Raw genomic sequence first — 18885 nt, 5'->3', positions numbered from 1 at the left:
ATTATAAATCTATTTTCGACGCAAAACGATGGTTTCAATTGCTTTTTCTGGTCTTATATTTGTTATTTTTGTTTTACTTATAATAATTTTGTTATCTAATTTATAAAAATATCTACAAAAAAAGAGAGCTTTTCGCCCTCCTAATAAATAGCTTCCTATATATGCCTAAAACTCTCGTTCAATTTTCGGGAATTTACAGCCGCTTTTATAATCCTTAGGTGTCATACCACACATTTTCTTAAACAATTTATTAAAATATACCGGATCGCTATAACCCACCTTCTCGGCAATTTCATAATTCTTCAGGTCAGGATGCTCCATTAGCAGTTCCTTAGCTTTAGAAATTCTAATCCGAATCAGATAGTCTGTGATCGTCTGCTCCGTCTTTAATTTGAACAAACGGCTAAGATAACTCGCATTCATGCCCACCATCTCCGCTAGGCGTTCTAGCTCGAAGTTCTGATCATACTCTCTCTCCAGAATGCTTTTTGTCTGCTCAACTACATAATGTTCCCCACCATCCGCAGCTTGTGAGAAAATCTCCTCATGCTCCGTCACGTTCTTTTTCTTTACATCCTCTACTCTCTTAAGCAGCTCATATAGCTGAGTCTTATCAATCGGTTTAAGCAAATAATCCATCACCCCATGGCGGATCGCTCGACGGGCATATTCAAATTCACTAAAACCGCTAAGGACAGCAATAGGTATATCCTCCATATGGTCTCTAACCTGTTCAATCAGCTTAAAACCATCCATTCTAGGCATTTTGATATCTGTAATAAGCAGATCTATATCCTCTCGGGATAACTTTTCTAAATGTTCCCAGGCTTCCAACCCGTTTCCGTAAGATCCAATTACATGTACGTCTATTTCCATTCTGGATGTGATTTTTTCGAGCCCCCTGCGAATGACTTCCTCGTCGTCCGCAATCATAACATTTATCATTTAAGTAATTCCCTCCAGTTGTATCCGCCAGTTATTATGATTGCGCTATCATCACGAATAGTATCTCCCCATGCATTACGTCAATGTACGATTGCGCCCTTTTATAGTCTTATATTTACTATAACTAAAGTTATTCAAATTTCCCAGCTCCAACTACAAATTGTCCTTGAAATCATCTACGAAAAAGTATATAACTAAATTAAGTTGTTATTATAAACTAACAAAACAATAATAACTATCTAACAAAATTAAGTTTGCTAATTTATCTATTTCCATTTGTAAAGTGAGGATCCTCGATGATGTTAAACAACGAATATATTGCAGGCGTAACCTGGGGTTTCTCAGGTAGACGTGGTTCATGGACAACAAAAGAAGCTGAGTGTTCGCTGGAATTAATGTCCTCTGTCACCGGAGCGAACTGGACGGCCATTGCGCTCAGTGCGCTTCAAGCTACCGCTCATTCTACGGAAATTCCCTACTGGGAGGCTCCAACCGTTAGCGACGAAGAAGTGAAATGGGCTATCAGCAAAGCGAAGTCACTGCAGCTAAAAGTATGTCTGAAGCCGATTGTTAATTGTGCTGACGGAACTTGGCGTGCCCATATTAACTTTTTCGATAAGGATGTCCCTTGCGAGCCTAAATGGTCTGAGTGGTTCAGCTCTTATACTAAATTTATTCTGCACTATGCCGCTATCGCTGAGGAAACAGGCTGTGAAATGTTCTGTATTGGCTGTGAGCTTGTACAGACGGATAGACGCGAAGCCGAATGGCGTTCGCTTATTGCCGAGGTGCGGAAGGTCTACTCAGGTATTCTTACTTATAATTGCGATAAGTATCAGGAGGATAACGTAACCTGGTGGGATGCGCTCGATGTGATTTCTTCAAGTGGGTATTATCCAGCTAGTGATTGGGAGGCTCAGCTCGACCGGATTGAGCAAGTGGTGAGCTCACAGAATAAGCCGTTCTTTTTCATGGAAGCGGGTTGCCCAAGCCGGAGCGGGAGCGCTGCGATTCCCAATGATTGGACCTTAAAGGGCGAACCAAGTCAAGAAGAACAAAGTAAATTCTATCAGGCTATGTTTCAAGGCTGTGAGCACAGAGATTGGGTTCAGGGCTTTATGCTCTGGGATTGGCCTACTCATCTTTATCCAATTGAAGAAGCAGCACAGAATGATGATTACTGTATGTACGGTAAGCAAGCCGCTGGGATCATCAACAAATATTTCACCTCAAAAATCACCAAATAATGTGAGGAGTGACTGATTACAATGATTAATTCACCAGAATTATGGTTGACCCAACTTGAGGATGAGCTGCAGGATAATATTCTTAGTTTTTGGATGAAACAGACGAAGGACGAAGTAAACGGCGGTTTTGTAGGTGAAATCGACAATCAGCTGAACATTACTCCTAACGCAGAGAAAAGCCTTGTGCTTAATGCCCGGATCCTTTGGTCCTTTGCGAGCGCTTACCGGATCTACGGTAAACCGGAATATCTGGCGATGGCAGAACGTGCTTATACCTATCTGATGGAACACTTCATTGATAAAGAGTATGGCGGATTATACTGGATGGTGGATGCTGAGGGCAGACCTTCTCAAGAGAAAAAGCAGATCTATGGCCAATCCTTTGCTATCTACTCACTGGCTGAATTCTACCATGCGACCGGACGTCCAGAAGTCTTAGAGGATGCGATTCAATTATTCCAGCTAGTTGAGAAATACGGCTATGATTCTATTTATAAAGGTTATGTCGAAGCTTTATCACGGGAATGGCAAATCACTGATAACCTCAGTCTCAGCAGCAAGGATATGAATGAAAAAAAATCTATGAATACCCATCTGCATGTTCTGGAAGCGTATACCGGTCTCTATCGAGTATGGAAGTCGGAGGAGCTAAAGAGCACGCTAACCGAGCTAATCGAAACGATGCTGGATCATATCATTGATCAGAAAGGCCAGCATTTTCATCTTTTCTTAGATGAGGCATGGAATGTGAAATCAGATATTATCTCCTACGGACATGACATCGAAGGAAGCTGGCTGCTGGTGGAAGCTGCTGAAACCCTTGGAGAAGAGCTGCTGCTGCAGCGTGTGCGAACAGTCGCTGTCTCCATGGCAGAAGCCGTTCTTGCGGAAGGTATAGATAGCGATGGTGGGATATGGAATGAAGCTGACCCAAGCGGGCTCCTGAGCAAAGATAAAGATTGGTGGCCGCAAGCTGAGGCGGTTGTTGGATTCTATAATGCTTATCAGCTGACTGGTGACAGCAAATTTAATGAGGCTGCCCAAGCCTCCTGGACTTTTATCGATAAATACATGGTGGATCACAAGCTCGGTGAATGGTACTGGGGCGTGGACGAGAACCTTCAGCCCCTGCCTCACGGATCAAAGGTTAGCGCCTGGAAATGTCCTTATCATAACAGCAGAGCCTGCTTCGAAATGATCGCACGACTGAAATCAACTATAAAGGAGACTGTCTAATGTCATCATTATTCCAAGAACGCAAACAACAATTAACAGAACGTTATGAAGCCCTGATCGCCCGCAAGAACGAAAAGCTTCCTTATGGAAACGGCATTTATGACCGTTATGCTCATCCACTGCTAACTGCTGAGCATGCGCCCTTAATCTGGCGTTATGATTTTAACCCAGACACCAACCCTTATTTTGCCGAAAGAATTGGCGTCAACGGCGTCTTCAACCCGGGTGCTATAGCACTGAACGGCAAATTCTATCTTGTTGCTCGCGTTGAAGGCAATGACCGCAAATCTTTTTTCGCTGTAGCAGAAAGCGACAATGGCGTAGACGGCTTCCGCTTCTGGGATCATCCAGTTGTGCTGCCTGAGACAGAAGTTCCTGATATCAACGTCTACGACATGCGCCTCGTAAGCCATGAAGATGGCTGGATCTACGGCCTCTTCTGTACAGAACGCAAAGATCCAGAAGCTCCACATGGTGACCTTTCTAGCGCAGTAGCACAGTGTGGTATTGTTCGCACCAAAGATCTGAAAACCTGGGAACGTCTGGCGGATCTCAAAACAGGCTCTGCTCAGCAGCGTAATGTCGTGCTCCACCCTGAATTTGTAGATGGAAAATACGCTTTCTACACTCGCCCACAAGATGGCTTTATCGATGCAGGTTCCGGTGGCGGTATTGGCTGGGGACTCTCGGATACAATTGAAGATGCCGTAATTACTAGTGAGACCATCATGGATGAACGCCACTACCATACCATCAAGGAAGTTAAAAACGGCCAAGGTCCGGCTCCAATCAAAACTGCAAAAGGCTGGCTGCATATTGCTCATGGTGTACGCAACACAGCTGCTGGACTCCGATACGTACTATATGCTTTCTTGTCTGATCTGGATGAGCCAAACAAAGTCACTCATTCACCTGGCGGTCATTTCATCGCACCAGATGGTGAAGAACGTGTCGGCGATGTCTCCAATGTCGTGTTCTGTAATGGCGTGATTGCACGTGATAAAGGTGAAATCTATATTTACTACGCTTCCTCCGACACTCGTATCCACGTGGCTACAACTACCGTTGACCAAATGTTAGATTATGTGCTGAACACTCCAGAGGATCCACTTCGCTCTTATGCTTGTGTACAGCAACGTATTGCTCTTATTGACCGTAATTTAGCATTGTAAACAAGGTTTCATAAACCCTAGAAATCAACAGAGCAGCGATTCTCCTATTATTGGAGGATCGCTGCTCTGCGTTTTAATCATTCACTGTTTGCTTCAAGCGAATATCAATCATCTAAAGTATCTTAAGGACTCAGATGACGCTATTCACATATATTTAGCCTTTAAAGTATGTTTTCGGACTCCAACGACGCTATTCCCTGAAAAGAGGTCCATTTGGGGCGTTTTCTAGGACGATAGTTGCTCTGGAGTCCGTTAGTATTGCAAATATCGGATAATACTGCATATAGGGTCAGCTGTATCCGTTAGCGGGTTACTATGCGTATTTGATTGCGTATTTGATAGTATTTGCAGTTTGCCTTTTCGACACAAAAAGCCATTTACATGACGCACATCCATACTTTTCAACCCATTCATGAGTAATTCCTATAGATTAAGCTCAAAATAGCTCAGTAACCCCTAACCTCAAGGAGGCTGAGATATTAATGTTCAAACGTATGGATGAAATCATGATCGAGATTCCTGAAGTTGAGAAGCCCGATCCCAATGCTGCTGCCGCTGTTCAGGAATTGCTTGGCGGAAAGTTCGGAGAAATGTCGACCCTTAACAATTACCTCTTTCAATCCTTTAATTTCCGTTCAAAAGACAAACTGAAGCCCTTTTATGATTTGGTGATGAGCATAACAGCGGAAGAGCTTGGCCACGTCGAGCTGGTTTCGCATGCCATCAACAAATGTCTTCGAGGGTCAACAAGTTATAAAGAGCCCGATTCCACCCCTCTAGGGTCCGCAAAAGATGCGCGTCTATCCTATCACTTTCTGGCTGGTGCACAAGGGGCTATGCCTTTTGATTCAACGGGGAACCCGTGGACCGGAGCAAACGTATTTAATAGCGGCAACCTAGTGGAAGATCTGCTACATAACTTCTTCCTCGAATGCGGAGCCAGAACACATAAAATGAAGGTCTACGAAATGACAGACCATCCAGCTGCACGCGCTGTAGTCGGATTCCTTTTAGTCCGTGGTGGTGTCCACGTGGTCGCTTATGCCAAAGCAATCGAAGTGGCAACAGGTGTTAATGTAACTAAGCTCGTGCCGATTCCTTCGTTAAATAATAAATCATTCAGTGAAGCAAAAAAATATGAAGAAAAAGGCGTGCACACCAAGCTATACACCTGGAGTGAAAGTGACTTCGGCGCCATCGATCAGATTTGGAAGGGAACCCACCCGGAGGATAATCTTCCGCTTGAAGTCATTCAGGGAGCCCCTAAAGGTTTTCCGATCCCCGTTGCTCCGGCAGTCGAAGAGGAATTCGCTCCAGGAATCTCCCCCGAAGACTTTAAAGAAATTGCCAAACGCCTCAAAATGGCTGGAAATATTACAGACTAATATTCATAGTGAATCTGGTGAGGAAGTTACTTACAATCTTCCTTACCATAGATTCACTTTTTTTAATTGTACAAACTGCGGAACTCCTCCTCAAGCATGGACATCAGAATCATGTTATGAAACTCTCCGTCTACATAAAGAGCATCCCGCTCCACACCATCGCGTTGAAAACCAAGCTTCTCATAGACATGAACGGCTCTGGGGTTAAAAGTATATACGCCGAGATGGATGCGGTGCAGCTTCAAAGTTTCAAAGCCATATCGTAGCATTTGAGTCATAGCTTCAGTACCGTAACCCTTACCCCGATGTTCATGTCCACAAATGCCGATTCGGATATTTGCACTACGATTGTCCGGATCTATTTCATTTAGTACCACTTCTCCAATGAGCTCACCCGTGTCCTTTACTATAATCATAAGATCTACACGATCCTCGGCTGGAACACTAATCTTACGAATCCAAGCTGCTGTTTGCTCACGGGAGAAATCTCCTTGTGATCCTGTTAATTGCCCCATCTCAACATCAAGCAAAAAATTATAATAAGCCTCCAAATCGGATACTTGTACACCTCGTAGTTGAATCTGTTCGCCTTCAATCCTTGGCATGACAACTGGTTCTGTCATAGCTAAACTCCCCCTTACTCAAGCAAATCACAACATAGTTCTAGTCTCGCGGCTTATCCACAGAATCACGATGAACAATGTCCGCTGCGATAAGAATTTTCTCAAGCGGCGCAGAAGGATTATGAATACGGCTCAGAAGTTTCTCCACTGCGGCTCGGCCCATCGCTTCTTTAGGAACATGAACAGTTGTAAGCGGTGGAACTCCTCTTAAGGCATCCTCAATATTATCAAAGCCTGTAACTGAGATATCCTCCGGAATACTAAACCCTTCTTCCTTAAGAATGTCACTGACCGAAAGGGCTGTGGAGTCGTTAGCGCAGACCAAGGCTGTCGGGAGTGTTTTGGCTTTTTTACGCTTATTCACCCAGCTTTTAAAATCCTCCTGAAATAAGTCTTCCTCCACCCCTTCCAGAAAAAGATTCGCATCATCTTCCAAAGGCAGTCTTATTCCGCTCTCCTCCAGCGCACTCCGGAAGCCAATCCACCGGTCGCGGAAACTGCGTGAGAATCCAATATTGCCGATAAAATGCATTTGGGTATGGCCTGTTCCCATCAAATGATTCGTAAGTCGAGCCATGGAATCCACATTATTCGCAAACACGGTATCACTTGGAATTAGCGGATCTTCATGGTCAATCAACACCATCGGCAGACCAATACGATGCACCTCAAGCAGTAAGGAAGTAGAGATTTGTCCCACACCTACTAAGCCAAGGATTCCATTTGGATTCAAAATATTGACGAAATTATCCGCACGATTCTCAGAGATAATGACCATCCCAAGCCCTTCCTGATCCAGCGCAATAGCAATACCATCCACAATTTTGCCCCAATACAAGGAATCCTGCGTCTGAGAACGAATATTCGGCATTAACACCAGCACGGATTGCTTATTCCGATCACCGCCACCTACCGGAGGGGTGCGTTTTATGCCTTGGACAAAAGCATTTTTTTGCGTAAAATAACCCAGCTGCGATGCCGCTTGAATCACTCGTTCTCTTGTCGTCTCATTAACGCCGCCTTTACCCGAAAGTGACTTGGAAACAACGAATTTGGATACGCCGAGATGATCAGCGATTTTTTGCATAGTGACCTTTTTAGCCATATATAACCCTCCAGAGAATGTCATCAAATTTATGTAGTACTAACTTTAAGGCTGAGAAGTTTCTGATGTTCCTGCCCGCGCTTCCTTCCATTTTGCATTCAATTCGTCAAAAGCCTTTTGTAAATCAGGCGCAGCCAGTAACTCCTGAATGTAATCCCCGGACCAAAAGGACAGCTTGGCTCTATTCGCCAGATCGATGAACGCATCACTTTGTACGGTAGCATCAAGTAGCTTAGGCTTATAAGATAAAAACTCACGGTACTGCGACATAGAGGAATTCAAGCTTCCATCAGCCGGAAGGAATCCCCAGTCATCCCGATAGGAAGTCTCCTTTACAAAAAAATTCAACCACGCCATAGCAAGCTCTTTGTTCTTGGTGTATTTACTAACCCCCATGAACCAATCTGGATTGATCGGTGCATAATGAGTGCTGCCATTATCATAAGGAAACGGGAAGAATCCTATATCATCCGGGTCAGCCCCCACATCAAGGACTTGTCCAATCGTCCAATTCCCCAGTAAATACATTCCTGCTTGACCTTTAGCTAGCCTAGTCTTTGATATCTCCCAATTGTTCGAGAATAGTTCATCTTCTACGTAGCCTTTACCAATTAAGGTTCGAGCAATGGAAATTGATTTCCCCCACTCATTATCAAGCTGCCATGGGCTATCCTCATTTACCATATTATTTAGATACTCTGGATTGCCTGTCATATAGTTAACCAGACTGTTCCCCCATTCACGTAAAGGCCAGACGGCCCCATAATTCATATATAGGGGGATAATACCCGCTTGTTTTAATTTCGCACTCGCTTCGTAGAATTCATCCAGTGTCTTCGGAACAGTAGTTATCCCTGCTTTTTCGAATGCCCTTTTATTATAGACAATCCCAACCGTAGTAGTCCCAGTGGACAGCCCATAACGTTTCCCGTTATACGTAGCAAAAGAAGTGAAACGCTCACTAGCAGCGGTTTCTTCATCCAGCGGTTCGAAAAAATAATCCAGCTCCTTTGCCGGAAGATTCACCGGAAGCAGCAGTACATCACCGGCATCTTTCGTGGACAGCCGTACCAGAATATCCGTTGCATAATTGGACAAACCTTCAAATTCCACATTGGCTTCGGGGTATCTCTGTTTAAACTGGTCCGCGTATCCTTGAAAAGTTCCGTTCTCAATCAGATCTATTCGATTGGTCATCATGACTATGGTGCCGGACAAGTCAGACATCACCTCGTCTCCAACTGGAGGCGGAGTGGATTGCGCCTGCTTATTGTTATTGGCACAGCTACTACTCAATAACACCAAGAGAAGTAACAGTATGGTTCGCATAGTCCATTCTAATTTCAACCCCTTCAACGGACAGCCCCCTCTTATTTCGTTACTCAGGTAAGCCAATCATTTCCGGCTCCAGTAATGGCAGCGACAAAATAACATCGGTCCCTCGTCCAAGCTCACTATATACCTGGATCCCAAATGCCGCTCCATAATGAAGACGCACTCGCTGCTGTACATTTTTCATGCCTATGCCCCCGTTAATGCTTTTCTTAGGAGGACTTTCGTTCTGCAGCCCATCATTCAATTTCTCCAAAGTCTTCTCATCCATTCCGATACCGTCGTCTTTGATATGAAACAACAGCATTTGCTCTGTAATCTCACAGTGGATGCTTAAATGCATTTGCGGCTTATTATCATCTAAGCCATGATAAGCAGCATTCTCAATGATGGGCTGGAAGACCAGCTTGATAATAGAGTAATTATCTAACGCCTTCGGCACATCAATATCCAGCAAAAACCGGTTAGGATAACGATAGTTAAGCAGCTCAACATAATTACGCACATATCCAAGCTCTTGCTTCAATGTCGTATTACCGCTCAGATCACTTGTACTATACCGTAGCAGTTTGCCCAGAATAGAGATCATATCCGCAGCTTCGACATCATCATTCAGCTCAGCGGTCATTCGGATCGACTCCAGTGTGTTATAGATAAAATGAGGATTGATTTGACTCTGCAGCGCATGAAGCTCTGCTTCCTTTTTCTGTTCTTCTATGCGGTAGATATCCTGAATTAGCTGCCTGATTCGGGCTAACATACGATTGAATTGATGCCCCAGCAGACCAATTTCGTCACGCCGTTTAACTCTGAACATCACATCCAGATCGCCGCCCTGAACTTTTTTCATCAATTGAATCATTTGAGTCAGCGATTTAGTAAGGGCAACGGAAAGAATAATCGAAATAATTAACGCCAGTACAATGATACTTAATGTAGCAGCAAGTGTTGTATTACGGGTCACCTTCACATCACGCATCAGTACATCAACAGGTATAGAGATAATTACCTTCCAATTGGTTTTGGCAGAACCAGAGTATATATTTAAGCGCTCTTTTCCGTTGACTGTATCATAGAAGCTTCCAGATATTCCCCCAACTCTTTTGAACAAGTCTGAATCAGAAATATCTGTGGCCAGCAGCTTCTTGTCGCTGTCGTAGATGACCATTCCCTTCTCATCCACAATCAACGACTTCCCATGGGTGACTTTATCCAGCTCCGTAACTTGATTCTCCAAATTGCTGATATTCGCTTCAACCGCAATCAGCCCGATTGGATTTAACAAGCCATCCACGATTTTGCGAACAACGGTAAAAGCATATCGGGTGCTCTGCAGATTACTTGTATACGCCTGAGTACCGAACAATAATGCTTCTCCGCTGGAATCCTTAGTCTGCTGGCTCCAGTATTTATAGCTTTGCTCGAGATCGAGCCGTACGCCACCATCCTTCGCAGAATAATAACCATTTCCGTAAGCGTCAAAAATATAAACCGAGTTCGCGCCTCGCTTAATATTGTTAATAAACGAAATGTTGCCCTCTATCCCCCGTTGAATGGACAACAGTAGATCAAAATCACCGGGTGATAAAGTAGCACTCCCAGTTGCGCCTCCCATAATCTTTTTCTGCTCATGGTAGCGGTTTGAACGTATTAAATTAAGTTTGATATCATTCACATAGGCGGGCATAGATGAAATACGCTTCATATCTTCGATATAATCGTCTACTCCATCCATCATTTGATCGATTAACTTCTCAGAATAAGCAATAGTGTTCCCCTGAATAGATTCTGAGTAGCTCTTGAAGGTAAATACACTGATGAAGGATAACGGGAGGGTAATGATAATTAAAAAGACGAGGAGCAGCTTGCGTTCCATGCTCATGTCCCCGATAACGGACCACCAGCCAGAGATGCGTCTACCTTTCATTTGGTCCTTCTCCTTAATACTTTTTACCTAACTTGTTATTAAATTATAACAAATACCTAACAAAGTTATTATACGGTGTAGTTCTTCATTACACAACAACAAACCGCCTCTTCATGTTGAAGAAGCGGTTTTGTTAGGTAAACAATTTAGAGATTAGTGATGAATCCACTCATTTTATAGTGAATAATGACAGCTTGTCCTTCAATTGACCTGAAGCACTTTCCAGCTTGCCAGATAATGAAACGAGTTGATCACTTACATTTTGCTGTTCATTACTGAGTGAAGCTACTTCTTCGGAAGTTGCTGAAGACTGTTCTGCTACGGCGCTAACATTCCCCATAGCCTCTGACAACACACCTTGTGAATGATTCAGACTGCTAATCGCTGTTGTTACCGATTCTAAGCTTGTTATGAATTCATCCATCTGTCCTTTTACGGACAAGAAGATATCACTTGTACTCTTCACAGAGCTTACTTGTTCTTTAAACAGTGGTGCTACTTCGGATAATACAGCTTCCGTTTCGTTCATTTCCGCCATGATCTTATCCGTAATTCCAGCAACAAGGGCAATAGATTGCTTCGATTGGTCAGCAAGCTGCCGCACTTCACCCGCAACTACCATAAAGCCCTTACCAGCTTCTCCTGCACGAGCGGCTTCTATTGTCGCATTTAATGATAAAATATTCGTCTGCTGCGTGATACTCTTCATCACATCCAACACCTTAATTACGGAGAATACGGTCTCCTTCAGGTGGTTGACACGTTCGACAAGCGCACTTGTTTTTTCTCCAGTGCGGCTGGTCTGATCCAGCAGGTCCGTTAATTGCTTAGCACCTTGAGCACTAGCTTCACCAACCCCACGTGCTGCTTCATCCATCTCAGTGTTGGCATAAATCACAGTCTGCATTTGCGTAGCTATCACATCTGTAAGCTCATTACCACGTTCAGCTTCGAGCGCCAGGCTGCCTGCCCCACCGGCAATTTCTTCCGTAGCGGCTGCGATTTCCTTCGCAGAAATAGCTGTCTTACGTGAGGCTTCACCAAGCTCACCAGCGGTCTCCAGCACATCCCGAGCGGTTTCTGTCGTTTGCGATACAAGCTCAGTAATACGCTCCATCATCACGTTAAAGGAAGCTGACAGCTGGCCAATTTCATCCTTAGATACATATTCTGTACGTACACTAAGATCACCACCTGCACCTTGTACCATAAGATCCTTCAAGCGAGCTAGAGGACGAGCAATCATACGCACCATCCAAATCCCGATTACTATGGCTAGAAGAGCCGCGCCAGCAGCCGCAATAAAAGTAGTCAACAGAATCGGACGTGCTTCTTTCACTAGCTCATCTGTTGGGACTACCCCTGCCAACTTCCAATCCGCCCGGATCATTGGATTAAAGACAGCAAGGATTTCTTCCCCGTTTGTATCTTTTTCATCCAAACTCTTGTTATCTTTTTTACTTGCCTGAATAAAAGCAAACTCTGAAGGTTTACCATCGTCTTTTGAATCCGAAGAAGCTACTACGGTTCCATCAGGAGTGACAAGTTGAATTCGAGAGCCATCTCCCAGTTGGACACTTGCGAATGATTCCTCCAGCAATGTATTCTTCAACACAAGGATGACTATGTATCCTGTACCTGAGCCCAGGGTTTTGAGAGATCTTGCCATAGCAATATTTTTGTCTCCATCACCTTGAACAGCTGTAGAGAACCATATGTTCTTGGCCGCATCACCATCACCTTTAGAATAGTAGGATTCATAAGATGCAGTGTTGTCGACAATCTTCTTATACCATTCTTGTTCTCTAATGTTATCTAACTTAATGCCGCCACTGCCACTTGTAACAATGTCTTGATCAGGTGACTCCGGGATCAAAGAAACACTAAGAATATTAGAATCCGTTGTAATCTGACTGGACAACTTTTTACTTACTGCGCTTGTAGCTTCAAATTTCTCATAGGAAGATTGTGCAGTCACTAAAGACTTCAAATCTTCTTGCATCTGCGCATCAAAATAAAGCTGTAAAGCCAAGTTCTCGTACTGCTTCAAAGTAATATCTAACTTCTCTGAGGTCTGAATAATAGTCTGACGGTAGGCTTCCGATACGTTGTTCTTAATTGTCTTCTTGGCTTTTGAATAAGATAGCAGTCCAAGTGCCATTACCACAATTACAATTGCACACAAAAATATCAGGAATATCTTCACGCCAACAGATTCCATAGGATTAACTCTTTTGATCTGTCCCCGTAAATCTATTCCATTCTTCAAATTAAACTTAGGTGTCTTGCCTGCCCCTTCAATCTTGCTTGTTTCCTTGTTTCCTGTAATCGCCGATTTCTTATTCTTTTTATTCATGCTAAACCTTCTCTCATTATGCTTTTCACTAATACTATCTTGATCAGGATCCCCCATCTTGATCACCTACCCGCTAATATTAGAATACGCATGAAAGCGTTAACCAATATATATATCGGCGTATTAGGTCTTTTTCCTTAGCTTTACGAGACTTTTTTTACAACTTTTAACCTATGTATGTTTAATCATAATAAATAGCTTGTTGGACCTCCTCCCTTGGATATATTTGTTAATCCCTAATATATATAACTTATTGTTCGCTTTGTCAAAAAGAAAAACAGGGAGGCTCTTGGATGACCAAAAGCTTCCCTGTTTTTTATTAAAACTTCTTCTTACGCATCATATCAAAGTATGCAACTGGTTGATCTACCTTCATGCGAATAGGTTGCAGTGGATGACGGGCGGCATCAAGCGAATTGCCTTTCTCATCCCATATTTCGCCAACCGTTTGCTTGAAGAACGTATCGTTAGGTCCAAAGAATTCTACTTCCTGACCTGGCTTAAAGTGATTGCGCTGTTGAACTAGTGCCGTACCACTTTCAGCATCGTATTCAATTACAAGTCCGGCAAAATCATACGGAGCTGCTTTTTCTTCAGGCTCATAGATATGATCTTCATGATCCGGAGTATCATAGAAGAATCCTGTGTTTAGCGGACGGTTAGCCGCTTTGTTAAGCTCATCCAGCCATTCCTGCTTCAATTCATACCCTTCCGGATCTGCCATATAAGCATCAATGGCTTTACGATATGCATTTACGACAGTAGCCACATAGTGGATTGACTTCATTCGCCCTTCGATCTTGAAGCTGTCGATGCCCACTTCAATCAGTTCAGGTATACTTTCCAGCATACACAGATCCTTAGAGCCCATGGAGAAGGGATTATCTCCTTGCTGATGCAGTGGAATCTGAGTTACACCTGGAAGCAGAGGAGCTGGAGATTTCGCTTCAGCCTGCTCTTCCTCAGACACCCAAGTCCCTTCCGGACGTGCATCCTCAAACAAATCATATTTCCAGCGGCAAGACTGGCAACAGCCCCCGCGATTGGAATCACGGTCGGTGAAATGGTTGGACAATACACAACGACCCGAATATGAGGAGCACATGGCACCATGGATGAAGCTTTCGATTTCAATGTCGACATGTTTTTTAATCTCAGCAATCTCTTCCAGGCTTGTCTCACGGCCCAAAACAACACGCGGAAGCCCCTCTTCTTTCCAGAAGGACACCGCTTGCCAGTTCAATGTAGACTGCTGTGTACTCAAATGCACTTCAAGTCCAGGCACTAACCGGCGTGCTGTATCTACAATGATTGGATCAGCTACGATAATAGCAGCAATGCCAGCTTCATATAAGTTACGCAGGTATTCTTCAATTCCCGCGACATCTTCATTGTGAGCATAAATGTTTGTTGCAACAAATACCTTAGCGCCATATTTCTTGGCGAATTCAACACCTTCGCGCATTTCCTCGAAGCTGAAATTATCTGCGCCGGAACGCAAGCCGTATTGTTGTCCTCCGATATAAACAGCATCCGCACCATAGTGTACTGCGAACTTCAATTTTTCCAAATTACCAGCCGGAGCGAGGAGCTCCGGTTTGTCCAGACGGTAACGTTTGCCCTTATATTGCGGCTTTGTCATGGTTCCCATTCCTGTTCTCCCCTCCATCGCCCCACAAAGCTAAGTCACATGCTATAAATGCTGTCCTAATCTTCGTGGGGACCTATAACCTCTTTATTTTTGTCAAACTTAATATACTTGCTCTTTATAGAAAAATCCGAAGCTTAACTCCCGTTCAGGGTCCTGCACCGTTCTGATTACATCCATCCATTCCTCATCGAAGGCATAACCTTCCGGATCAGCCGCATAAAGATCTATAGCTTTACGATATGTCTTCACAACCGTCACATTATACGCTATCGATTTCAAGAGTCCCTCAATCTTAAGGCTGTGTATACCTGCAGCCATCAGAATATGCAGATCCTCCAAAATACAAATATCATCCGAGCTCATAATATGAGTGCCGTTCTCGTCTTCATAAATCGGGAATTTCTGGTCATCTCGTTCTTCCTCAATCAGAAATAGTCCGCGTTCCTTCCCGAGACTTCCTCCATCACTAGGACGGCCTTGATGTGACATATAGCTTTCAACAAGCTTCCGCTTGGAATGGTATATATTGGTCATTCCATGAACCTGCACCTGTGCCTCAATCTCCAAAAGCGGAACCATTTCCGTCATTTCATCCATATTCAGCTCACGGGCCAGCACGACACGAGAAGCCCCCTTGCGTCCCCAATAATTCGCGGTCGCATAGTTGGTGGAAGTCATTTCCGCATTCCAGTGCAGCTTCATTGCTGGCGCTTCTTTCTTCACTGTGGTTAACACAGCTGGATCCCCGAATTCAACACCATCAATGCCAAGCTCACCTAAAGCCTTCACATAGGCAGGAAGCTCATCCAGCAGACGGTTAGACATCAGCCCACCCAAGCTTGCATACACTTTGCAGCCTCGCGAATGTGCCATTTCTACGACAGTCGCTGTATCCTCCAGTGAGAAATGTCCAGCAAGCCGCATTCCAAAACGGTCATCCCCAATGAGCAGCGCATCTGCTCCGGCATCCAGCAGAGCAGCAGCTTCCTCCAAGGACGCTGCCGTCACCAGCAATTCCGGTTTGTTAGTCATGTTGTACCTCCTACTTGTACAGTTATTTCAACCGCACCACTCTTCATTTTAATAGTTTACTTCGATTCTTGCTTGCTTTTTTCGATATTGGCTAAATGTTCCTTGTAGGTCTTAGCAAACAAATGGCCCTGTGTACCATCTTTTTTGGTCACATAGAAATAATATTCAGAAGCTTCTGGTTCGAGTGCCGCCTGAATGGACTCCAGCCCCGGATTACTAATAGGTCCCGGAGGAAGTCCAATATTCTTATACGTATTATATGGATTATCAACTTCTAAATCTTTATACAAAAGTCTTTCCTTCTGCTTATTGAGTAAATATTGAACGGTAGCGTCAATCTCCAGCTTCTGTTCTTTCTTTAGGCGGTTATAAATAACCCCAGCCACAAGCGGACGTTCACTATCCACCACAACTTCCCGCTCTACCAGCGAGGCTACGGTTAACAGTTCATGCAGAGACAATCCACGCGTTTCTAGCTTTTGCTGCCAGTCGGGAATCGTATCCAGCTTCTTCTGGAACTGATCCAAAAGTGCTTCTACAACTTCCTGGGGCGTGCTATCCTTGGCCAGTTCATAGGTTTCGGGAAATAAATATCCTTCAAGACGGTGGCGAAGATTCTTATCCTGCGGGATACCCAGAATATCAATCCCCTTCAAACCTGCACCAGTATCCATAATTTCAAGAAAAGTAGCCGCATCCTGATTCCAAGCTTCAGCGAGCTTCTTAGCGATCTGCTCAGCAGTATATCCTTCGGGGATGGTAAAGACCACAGTTTCTTCCTTAACTACATCACCTGCATTTAATCTCGCAATGAGTTCATCATAGCTGTCACCCGGCTTAGCGATATAAGTACCTGCTTTGAAGCTAGAACCTTCTTTAGTCCATTTCAAATATCCCTTAAAAAAAAGACTCTTACGGATAATGCCATTCTGCTCAAGCAGATCAGCAATCTCCGCACTTCCCATGCCCTTCTCTATCGTAAATGTTACAGCAGGACCTGCAGGCTCTACCGGCTGCATCCCGTTCCAAATGTACCATGCTCCCCCACCTCCTGCTGCTGCCAGCAAAAGAATAATGATTAACACAGTACGGATTGCGGATTTCAAGTCTGGTTCCTCACTTTCCGACTATAAAGTATAAAAGTGTATTGCCTAAAATTCAATATATATTTCCTTAAATTGATGTTTATACAGGATATTGCTCGCATTTCAAGCAAAAAGAGCGCGGAATTCTCCGCCCTCTTCCGTGCCCATCATAAATGTAACGTACATGTTTAAGATTTATTCAGCGCCATCTGCTGGAAAAGTCATCTCATCGTATAGCTCAGAGATGTCTTCCCACTCTTCATCGTCCATAATGCTCTCCAATTCCGGAAGTCCGTCAGAAGAGACAACGATACGCAGGATTTCATACTCCACGTCTTTGCCAGAGCCTTTCAGCACCGCATATCCGCGATCACCGACTTCAAATTCGGCGATAATATCGTAAATGGAAGATTTGCCTTGCTCATCTTCCAGTTCTACAGTTTCTCCGTATGCTTCTTTAAGCCGTGAAGTCCACACCGCTTGATCAGCGGATATCTCAGTCATTCTCCGATCCTCCGTCCAACTCGTCGACCAGTGTGTTGAAAGTCTCTTCGACAATCGCCCACTCCTCATCATTATCGATCATGAACAATTGAAGATCGTCGCCTTCTTCCACATAACGGAACGCGTATACCTCATCGGTTTCCTCGTCCTCGGAGTCTAGCGGAACCACCATCATATACTTAGCGTCCGAGCCATCAACCTCAAACTTCATAATGACCTCGAATTCCTCTTCATTACCTTCCTCATCGGGAATATAGATAATTTCCGGTTCTTCCTCTTGGCCAATCTGTTCGTTTGTCATATCCTCGCACCCCTCACCTTTTACTGTTAGCATCCAAAAAATTTTGCAAAATCAGGGCTGCAGCCATTTTATCCACAATCCCCTTGCGTTTCTTCCGGCTGACGTCCCCTTCAATCAGCACCCGCTCTGCGGATACCGTCGTCAGACGCTCATCCCAAAGGTGTACGGGCATTTCTAACTCTTCCCGTAGCTTATCAGCGAACTCAATACAGATTTCGCCCCGGGGTCCTACTGAGCCGTTCATATTCTTCGGCAGACCAACTACAATCTCTCCAATTTCGTGCTCTGCAACAAGTTCACGAATGCGTTCGAACTCATTACCCGTACCTCGGCGCTCAATCGTTTCAAGAGCTTGTGCCGTCCAGCCAAAAACATCGCTTGTGGCTACACCGATTCTACGGTCGCCGTAATCTAAACCTAACTTTTTCTTCATTTCGGATTGTCCACCCTGTGATTGACGAGATAGAATCTAACCAGCTCTTCAATCAGCTCATCACGTTCTTTTCTCCGGACCAAACTTCTCGCATTGTTATGGCGCGGAATGTAAGCCGGATCTCCGGAAAGAAGATACCCTACGATCTGATTGATCGGATGATACTCTTTCTCCACCAGTGCATCGTATACTGCTAGCAATATTTCCTGGGGAGAAGCTTCCTTTTCGTCGCCCTTCACATTGAATTTGACCGTTTTGTCCATGGAGTCCATTTGTGACACCTTCCTTCTGCAAAATCGCCTTTTGGGACGGCTTCGCAAAGTTGCTACTGTGCAGCTCGCTTGCTTCCTTTATCATAACATATTCATGCCCCAACGAGGAAATCCTGCCCGTTATTAACGCTTTTTTTGGCATTTTCTCTACAAAAATTATGATATTTTTGGCTTTTAAGCTATTGTCAAGCACAATTCTTCATGAATAATCTAACATCCTGCTAATAAAGAGTAGCGGTACTGATATCAAACTCTCAGTACCGCTATGTTTTCTCGTAA

Annotated in this window: 17 protein-coding genes; 4 read left to right on the top strand and 13 right to left on the bottom strand. The window is 44.2% G+C overall.

What is annotated here, in order from left to right:
• Nucleotides 1–165: 165 nt before the first annotated feature.
• Nucleotides 166–945, bottom strand: coding sequence for a response regulator (locus MKZ16_RS08200; RefSeq protein WP_076104923.1), 780 nt, complete (start codon nt 943–945; stop codon nt 166–168).
• A 296-nt stretch (nt 946–1241) separates the two neighbouring features.
• On the opposite strand from MKZ16_RS08200, the gene MKZ16_RS08195 reads away from it, so the two are divergent.
• From MKZ16_RS08195 to MKZ16_RS08180, 4 genes are all read left to right on the top strand, one after another.
• Nucleotides 1242–2192 (top strand): 1,4-beta-xylanase, encoded by a 951-nt coding sequence (locus tag MKZ16_RS08195; protein WP_036675563.1) that lies wholly within the window; start codon nt 1242–1244, stop codon nt 2190–2192.
• A 21-nt stretch (nt 2193–2213) separates the two neighbouring features.
• On the top strand, nt 2214–3428 hold the full coding sequence (locus tag MKZ16_RS08190; RefSeq protein ID WP_076104922.1) for an AGE family epimerase/isomerase: 1215 nt from the start codon (nt 2214–2216) through the stop codon (nt 3426–3428).
• Nucleotides 3428–4600, top strand: a complete 1173-nt coding sequence (locus tag MKZ16_RS08185; RefSeq protein WP_076104921.1) for a glycosidase — start codon at nt 3428–3430, stop codon at nt 4598–4600. Before MKZ16_RS08190 ends, MKZ16_RS08185 begins: the two co-directional genes overlap by 1 nt.
• 482 nt (nt 4601–5082) lie before the next feature.
• Entirely contained in the window at nt 5083–5985 is a 903-nt protein-coding gene (locus MKZ16_RS08180) for a manganese catalase family protein (protein ID WP_036675571.1), read from the top strand.
• A gap of 62 nt (nt 5986–6047) precedes the next feature.
• Here the strand turns inward: MKZ16_RS08180 and MKZ16_RS08175 are convergent, their stop codons facing one another.
• The 12 genes from MKZ16_RS08175 to MKZ16_RS08120 form a co-directional block, all read right to left on the bottom strand.
• On the bottom strand, nt 6048–6608 hold the full coding sequence (locus MKZ16_RS08175; protein WP_036675574.1) for a GNAT family protein: 561 nt from the start codon (nt 6606–6608) through the stop codon (nt 6048–6050).
• A gap of 40 nt (nt 6609–6648) precedes the next feature.
• Nucleotides 6649–7713, bottom strand: coding sequence for a LacI family DNA-binding transcriptional regulator (locus tag MKZ16_RS08170; RefSeq protein ID WP_076104920.1), 1065 nt, complete (start codon nt 7711–7713; stop codon nt 6649–6651).
• A 45-nt stretch (nt 7714–7758) separates the two neighbouring features.
• A complete protein-coding gene (locus MKZ16_RS08165; protein WP_081384072.1) occupies nt 7759–9069 on the bottom strand; it encodes an ABC transporter substrate-binding protein in 1311 nt (436 codons plus the stop codon).
• A 22-nt stretch (nt 9070–9091) separates the two neighbouring features.
• A complete protein-coding gene (locus tag MKZ16_RS08160) occupies nt 9092–10972 on the bottom strand; it encodes a sensor histidine kinase (RefSeq protein WP_036675579.1) in 1881 nt (626 codons plus the stop codon).
• Between the two features lie 169 nt (nt 10973–11141).
• Nucleotides 11142–13328 carry a methyl-accepting chemotaxis protein gene (locus MKZ16_RS08155; RefSeq protein WP_235219364.1) on the bottom strand — a complete coding sequence of 729 codons (2187 nt, stop codon included), beginning with the start codon at nt 13326–13328 and terminating at the stop codon, nt 11142–11144.
• 319 nt (nt 13329–13647) lie between these two features.
• Nucleotides 13648–14979, bottom strand: coding sequence for a U32 family peptidase (locus MKZ16_RS08150; protein WP_036675585.1), 1332 nt, complete (start codon nt 14977–14979; stop codon nt 13648–13650).
• Nucleotides 14980–15078: 99 nt separating this feature from the next.
• Nucleotides 15079–16011, bottom strand: coding sequence for a peptidase U32 family protein (locus MKZ16_RS08145; protein ID WP_076104919.1), 933 nt, complete (start codon nt 16009–16011; stop codon nt 15079–15081).
• A gap of 56 nt (nt 16012–16067) precedes the next feature.
• Nucleotides 16068–17117: an endolytic transglycosylase MltG gene (gene mltG / locus MKZ16_RS08140; protein WP_235219365.1), complete on the bottom strand. Its 1050-nt coding sequence runs from the start codon at nt 17115–17117 to the stop codon at nt 16068–16070.
• Between the two features lie 174 nt (nt 17118–17291).
• Entirely contained in the window at nt 17292–17600 is a 309-nt protein-coding gene (locus MKZ16_RS08135; RefSeq protein WP_076104918.1) for a DUF1292 domain-containing protein, read from the bottom strand.
• Nucleotides 17593–17901, bottom strand: a complete 309-nt coding sequence (locus tag MKZ16_RS08130; RefSeq protein WP_038569507.1) for a DUF1292 domain-containing protein — start codon at nt 17899–17901, stop codon at nt 17593–17595. The genes MKZ16_RS08135 and MKZ16_RS08130 overlap by 8 nt, the downstream gene beginning before the upstream one ends.
• A gap of 13 nt (nt 17902–17914) precedes the next feature.
• Nucleotides 17915–18334: a Holliday junction resolvase RuvX gene (gene ruvX / locus MKZ16_RS08125; protein ID WP_036675598.1), complete on the bottom strand. Its 420-nt coding sequence runs from the start codon at nt 18332–18334 to the stop codon at nt 17915–17917.
• On the bottom strand, nt 18331–18606 hold the full coding sequence (locus MKZ16_RS08120; protein ID WP_036675601.1) for an IreB family regulatory phosphoprotein: 276 nt from the start codon (nt 18604–18606) through the stop codon (nt 18331–18333). Before MKZ16_RS08120 ends, ruvX begins: the two co-directional genes overlap by 4 nt.
• Nucleotides 18607–18885: the final 279 nt, after the last annotated feature.

Origin of the sequence: Paenibacillus sp. FSL R5-0928 (assembly GCF_037970385.1) — a bacterium.
GTDB classification, from domain to species: domain Bacteria; phylum Bacillota; class Bacilli; order Paenibacillales; family Paenibacillaceae; genus Paenibacillus_AQ; species Paenibacillus_AQ odorifer.
This window is presented reverse-complemented; position numbering and strand designations above follow the sequence as displayed.